At 44.8% G+C, this 6,000-nt stretch carries 8 protein-coding genes; all 8 read left to right on the top strand.

Features of this window, described 5'->3' with window-relative positions; genetic code table 11:
• Positions 1–918: S41 family peptidase (locus Q0372_RS06240; protein ID WP_298103886.1), on the top strand; the 918-nt coding region annotated here is incomplete at its 5' end.
• Between the two features lie 10 nt (positions 919–928).
• Complete coding sequence (purC, locus tag Q0372_RS06235; protein WP_297882374.1) at positions 929–1,648, top strand: phosphoribosylaminoimidazolesuccinocarboxamide synthase; 720 nt, start codon at positions 929–931, stop codon at positions 1,646–1,648.
• A gap of 3 nt (positions 1,649–1,651) precedes the next feature.
• Positions 1,652–1,888, top strand: a complete 237-nt coding sequence (purS, locus tag Q0372_RS06230; protein ID WP_297882408.1) for a phosphoribosylformylglycinamidine synthase subunit PurS — start codon at positions 1,652–1,654, stop codon at positions 1,886–1,888.
• A complete protein-coding gene (purQ, locus tag Q0372_RS06225; RefSeq protein WP_298103883.1) occupies positions 1,885–2,550 on the top strand; it encodes a phosphoribosylformylglycinamidine synthase I in 666 nt (221 codons plus the stop codon). The genes purS and purQ overlap by 4 nt, the downstream gene beginning before the upstream one ends.
• Entirely contained in the window at positions 2,544–3,836 is a 1,293-nt protein-coding gene (locus Q0372_RS06220; protein WP_298103880.1) for an SH3 domain-containing protein, read from the top strand. The genes purQ and Q0372_RS06220 overlap by 7 nt, the downstream gene beginning before the upstream one ends.
• Positions 3,817–4,503 carry a lysophospholipid acyltransferase family protein gene (locus tag Q0372_RS06215; protein WP_298103877.1) on the top strand — a complete coding sequence of 229 codons (687 nt, stop codon included), beginning with the start codon at positions 3,817–3,819 and terminating at the stop codon, positions 4,501–4,503. The genes Q0372_RS06220 and Q0372_RS06215 overlap by 20 nt, the downstream gene beginning before the upstream one ends.
• Before the next feature lie 443 nt (positions 4,504–4,946).
• Positions 4,947–5,426, top strand: coding sequence for a hypothetical protein (locus tag Q0372_RS06210; protein WP_298103876.1), 480 nt, complete (start codon positions 4,947–4,949; stop codon positions 5,424–5,426).
• A gap of 15 nt (positions 5,427–5,441) precedes the next feature.
• Positions 5,442–5,927, top strand: a complete 486-nt coding sequence (locus Q0372_RS06205) for a hypothetical protein (RefSeq protein WP_298103873.1) — start codon at positions 5,442–5,444, stop codon at positions 5,925–5,927.
• Positions 5,928–6,000 lie beyond the last annotated feature (73 nt).

The raw sequence follows: 6,000 nt of genomic DNA, 5'->3' as shown, positions 1-6,000 counted from the left end.
AAGGGCATTCAGGCTAACGACGTGATCTTGCGTATCGATGGCAACGCGACCTTCGGCATCACGATCGACGATGCAGTCTCAAAAATGCGCGGCAAGCCGAAAACCAAAATCACTCTAACGATCGTGCGTAAGGGAGTTAGCAAGCCTTTCGACGTCGAGATTATCCGCGACATAATCAAAGTAGAATCGGTCTATGCTAAGATGATCGAGGATGATAAAATTTTATATCTGCGCGTTACGAATTTCGATCAGCACGTAGTGGCGGATGCGAGTAAATTTATAAAAGAGCACAAAGACGCCAAAGGCATTATTTTGGATCTGCGAAACAACCCGGGCGGGCTTTTGGATCAAGCGATCGGGCTTGTAAATTTATTCGTAAGCAAAGGTCTTATTGTCTCTCAAAAAGGGCGCGCAAAAAACGAGACCGAAGCACATAACGCCGATCCTAAAAAGAAGATCACCGATTTGCCTCTGGTAGTGCTAGTAAACGGCGGCAGCGCAAGCGCAAGCGAGATCGTAAGCGGCTCGCTTCAGGATCTAAAGCGTGCCGTGTTAGTTGGTGAAAAAACTTTTGGCAAGGGAAGCGTGCAGGTGATCCTGCCGATAGAGGATAAAGAAGCTCTGCGACTAACCATCGCGCGATACTATCTATCAAGTGGCCGCACCATCCAAGCGGTGGGCGTGACACCCGATCTCGTAGTGGCGCCGGGCAAGGTGCCGAGCCGCGACGAGGATGAATTCTCGCTAAAAGAAGCTGATCTCAAAAAGCACCTGCAAGGCGAGTTAGCCAAGGTCGAGACCAAGAAAAAAGATGCTCAGAAAAAGGATGAGAAAAGTTTCATCACCGCAGAGCAGATTAATAACGATATCCAGTTAAAAACCGCAATAGACGCGATAAAAATTCTAAACATCAAGTAAGGAGAGTGTGATGCAAGCTACCAAAAAAGAGCTTATCTACGAAGGCAAGGGCAAAAAGATGTGGTCGGTTAACGAAAGTGACGACCTTTTGATTTCGGAATTTAAAGATTCGCTGACGGCGTTTAACGGCGTCAAGAAGGCCGAAGAGAGTGGCAAAGGCGCGCTGAATTGTAAAATTTCGACGCTGATTTTTGATCTGCTTAAAAAGCACGGCATCGCCACTGCGCTAGTAGAGACGATCAGCCCGACCGAGCAGCTCGTAAAAAAATGTAAGATTTTCCCTCTTGAGATCATCGCTCGCAATATCGCTACCGGCTCGCTTACAAAGCGCCTGGGCATCAAAGAGGGCACGAAGCTTCCGTTTACGCTGGTGGAGTTTTGCTACAAAGACGATGAGCTGGGCGATCCGATACTAAACGACGAGCATTGCTTGCTGCTTGGCGCCGTAAAGAGCCAAAGCGAGCTTGACGAGCTCAAAAAGATCGCGCGCAAGATCAACGAAATTTTGATTAAATTTTTCGACGAGCGAAATTTAAAGCTCGTGGATTTCAAAATCGAACTCGGCAGGGATAAGGACGGAAATATCCTGCTTGCAGATGAGATCAGCCCCGATAGCTGCCGCTTTTGGGACAAACAAACTGACAAAAAGCTCGATAAGGACGTATTCAGGCAGGATCTCGGTAGCGTAAAAGTGGCCTACGAAGAGGTCTTGCGTAGAATTTTAGGATAAGCGATGAAGGTAATCGTAAACGTAAGACTTAAAGAGGGCGTGCTCGATCCGCAGGGCAAGGCGGTCAAACACGCCCTCGCTTCGCTTGGATTTAGCGGCGTGCGAGATGTGCGCGTAGCCAAACAGATCGTCCTTGAGCTAGATGACGAGGATAGGGATAAAATTTACGCTGACGTCGCTAGGATGTGCGATGAAATTTTGGCAAACACCGTCATTGAAGACTACGAGATCGTGATATGAAGGTAGCGATCATAAATTTCCCCGGTACCAACTGCGAGCGCGACAGCAAATACGCCTTTGACGCGCTGGGTTGCGAAACGCAGATAATCTGGCATAAAGAAACCGCTATAAATGCCGATCTGATCGTGCTTCCTGGCGGCTTTAGCCACGGAGATTATCTGCGAACCGCGGCGATTGCTAAATTTAGCCCCGTAATGCAAGCGGTGCTTGATCACGCGCGAAAGGGCGGCTATATTTTGGGTATCTGCAACGGCTTTCAGATGCTTTTGGAGCTGGGGCTGCTCGCAGGCGCGATGAATAAAAATATAAATTTAAGCTTTATCTCAAAATTTCACAATTTGCGCGTCGTTTCAAACGATAATAAATTTCTGCACTGTTGCGATAAGGGCGAAATTTTAAATATCCCGATTGCGCATGGTGAAGGCAACTACTATGCGCCTGCGGATACGTTAAAGTCGCTATACGACGAGGATTGCGTGCTGCTAAAATATTGTAACGAAAACGGCGCGGATCTAAATCCGAACGGCTCAGTGGACGCAATCGCCGGGATTTGCGATAAAAACAAAAAGATTTTCGGCCTGATGCCGCATCCTGAGCGCGCGATAGAGCCTATTTTGGGCGGCACGGACGGAGAGAAAATGCTAAAAGGCTTAATTTGCTAAAAAGAATTCTTACTATTTTAGGTGTCTGCACGCTCGCGTTTGCTGCGCCGGAGATTGAGATCGATTCGCTTGATGATCTAAGTAAATACGCGCCGAAAAAAGCTGAGGATAAGCCTGACGAGCCGCAGACGCGCGATAATTCCAAGGTGATGCTGAAGTATAATAAAAAAGAGGTTATGTCGATGGATAATCTAAGCATCGACGATCTTAAGGCTTTGGCGCCTACTAACGAAGTCGATCTGGATGTATCCGACGATAAGGTCTATCAGGACATTAAGCCCAAAGAGCTTACGCTAAAAGCCAGCGGGATGCCTAGAAAGGTGTATTGCAATCAAATTTTTAAGATTGATTTCGCCGTGTATTTAGGGCAGAAAATCACCGTCAAGCCAAAGCTAGAGATCAGCCGTACTAATGGTATGAAGTGGCTTAATGCCGACAATCTTACGTGGATTGAGGGCGACGAGATGTTTGAGACGACGCTGTGGTTTGCGGCAAGCGATAAGAGCGATAAGATAAATGAGCTCGTTTTGACGCTGCAGCGTAACGGAGAATTTTTTGAAAAAAGCTCTATCAAACCTGATAATCCGGAATTTATGAAGCTTGATACGAAGCCTAATTTTTCGCATATCGTAGCCGACGAGCTGAAACTTAAAAACTACAAAACTACTAAATTTGACGACGCTTCAAATTTACTCACGCTCGATCTTGGTATCCGAAACGGCGCAATCAGCGCTTTTAGTATCAATAATCCTGCCATCATCAAGCAGGGTGTGGACTCCGTACGCGGCACATACGCGAGTCAGAGCGGATATTATTTCGCCGTCGTGGATAAAAATATCACAAATTTAGACTTCAGCTATTTTAATCTTAATACTAAAAAATTTGAAAATTTCGGTCTTGAGCTTAATCCGCGCGCCGAGGATCTTAGCACGCAGATCGGTCTAAATCCGAAAGAGAGCAAGTTTGAAGCCTATAAGCAGGTCGCGATCTACACGCTAGCTGCCGTGCTTTTGGTGATGTTTCTGCTTAGTAAAAATATCACGCCGCTCATCTTTGCAGTGCTGATTTTGGCGGTAAATTTCTATGCGCAAAGGCCTTACGGCACGGGCAGTATCGCGCAAAATTCTCCGGTTAGAATTTTGCCTATGCAAAGCTCCACCGTGTTTTACGTGACTAAAAATGCCGAAAAGGTCGAAATTTTGGGTACGAATAAGGAATTTTATAAAATCATGCTGGGCGGCAACAAGATCGGCTGGGTTAAAAAAGATGAGCTTAGCAAGGATTAGAGCGCTATTTTACGCGATTTGGTTTATTTTTACCGTCGTTTGCGTCGTGATCGCCATGGCGGTGAAAAACTCCTCTCATCGCCGCTTCCGCCGCATTTGGGGGCGCTTTCAGCGCTATGGCGTCGGATATGATATCGAGATCATAGGCACTCCCGATCCGCGCGCGCAGTTAGTAATCGCCAACCACCAAAGCATAATGGATATCGTCGTGCTCGAAGAAACCCATCCCGCCGATATCTGCTGGATCGCTAAAAAAGAGATCGCAGACATCCCTATCATCGGCAAAATCATCACTCTTCCGAAGATGATCCAGGTCGATCGCTCAAATCCGCGCGATCTGGTGCGGATCGTGCACGAAGTGCAGCAGCGCGTGAGCGAAGGGCGCGTCATCACGATGTTTCCCGAGGGCACTAGGCATCGCGGCACGCAGCTTTTGCAATTTCAAAGCGGCGCCAAAGCGATCGTTAGCAAGCTCGGTCTGCGCGTCCAGCCCGTGGTGCTCATCGGCACGCAGCACATCGCAAACTCTCACGATTTCACCGTCCACAGCGGACACGTCAAAATCATCTACCTAGACCTGCTCGATACGAGTGATAAAGATTGGCTGCAGCACGCCAGAGACACGATGCAAGCCGTAATCGACGAAAACAAAACCGCCGAAGCGTAGGCGGAATTTATAAATTTATCGATGAAATTCAAGCGCGACTTTTGTTAATCCGCGCGATTTCTGTGCGCTAGCGCGTTTATTTGCGCTTTGATTTGCGGCGGCGAAATTTTTTTATAAATTTCACCCGCTCGTGTTAAGCGGCGTGGAATTTTAAAATTTCGTTCGTGCGCGCGGACGGCAAAATTTTAAAATTTTATCCGTGCGTTTAGGTAGTGGAATTTTAAAATTTCATCTAAGCAGCAGACGGCGAGTTATCGGCGAGAGACCCGCAAGAAAACAGCGCTTACATAAAAGCGAAATTTTAAAATTTACGCGGCGCGGAAAGATGAAATTTGGCGTATATTTAGCCATTTGCGCAAATGGCTAAACGATCTGTCGCAAGAGCAAAAGACGGCGGCAACCCGCAAGCAGTCTTAAAATTTTAAATTCTTAAGGAAGAGAGAATGGCGTTTGTTACAGAGCGTATTTCAGAAGAGGATATCGAGAAATACGATTTACTAAAACCGTGCAATGAGATATGTGAAAAGTATCATCAGAGCAAGCTTAGTTGCGCAAGTTTAAATTCAAGAGACTGGTGCATAGATGGAGATAGGGGTATTTGGCTTTTTCCTGTGCGTAGTATCACTATCGGGGATCCGAGAGATATGGAATTTAGCGGTGAATATATATGGCTTTTGCATTATAGAGGCAAAGATATAGAGATTGATTTAAGAAAGATATATAATGAATATACCGGCAAAAAAGATACGGATAATCCGTTTATATTAATATATGAACTGGAATCTATAAGAAGCGATCTTGGGGATATAACAAAACAGGAGATTGTAGATATTTTAAAAGAAATTTTAAATGAGTTTAAGATAGGTGCTATAATTTCTATTCCTAGAGAGAATATTCAAGTAATTTTCAGATCTAAAATTTAAAGAAAAGGGGATAAAGTGGCGTTTGTAGCAGAATATATTTCGAAAGAGGACTTGGAGAAATATAATGTCGTAAATATCGTGAATAAATATAGAATAAAATATCGTTGCAGAACAACTTTGAGCGATATGGCTATAGCGCAGCTTGATTGGGTTATTGATAGGCAGAGAGATATTTGGTTTATGTTCGTTTGCGATCCATGCCTGCTGGATCCGCGAGATGGATTTACGGGTGAGGAGATTTATATTTTATGTTATAAAGGCAATGTTATTGAGCTTGATATAAGGCGAATTTATGACGAGACTACAAGTAAAATGCTCGCAGATAATCCGTTTTTTATAAAATATAAGCTGGAAAATATAAATTCTAGTATTGACGGAATTTCATTGGACGAGCTTTATAAAATTTTAAAAGAAGCTCTAGCAGAATACGGAAATCGCGGTATTGATGGTAGAGAAAATTTACCAAAAGAACACGAAGTCGTAACTTTTCTGCACGATTAAATATAAAGGATAAAAAATGACGAGTAAACAAGCCGATCAAATTTTAGCAGATATTGCAAGCAGCGAGGACATG

Source organism: uncultured Campylobacter sp., from assembly GCF_937997405.1.
Classification (GTDB): domain Bacteria; phylum Campylobacterota; class Campylobacteria; order Campylobacterales; family Campylobacteraceae; genus Campylobacter_B.
This window is presented reverse-complemented; position numbering and strand designations above follow the sequence as displayed.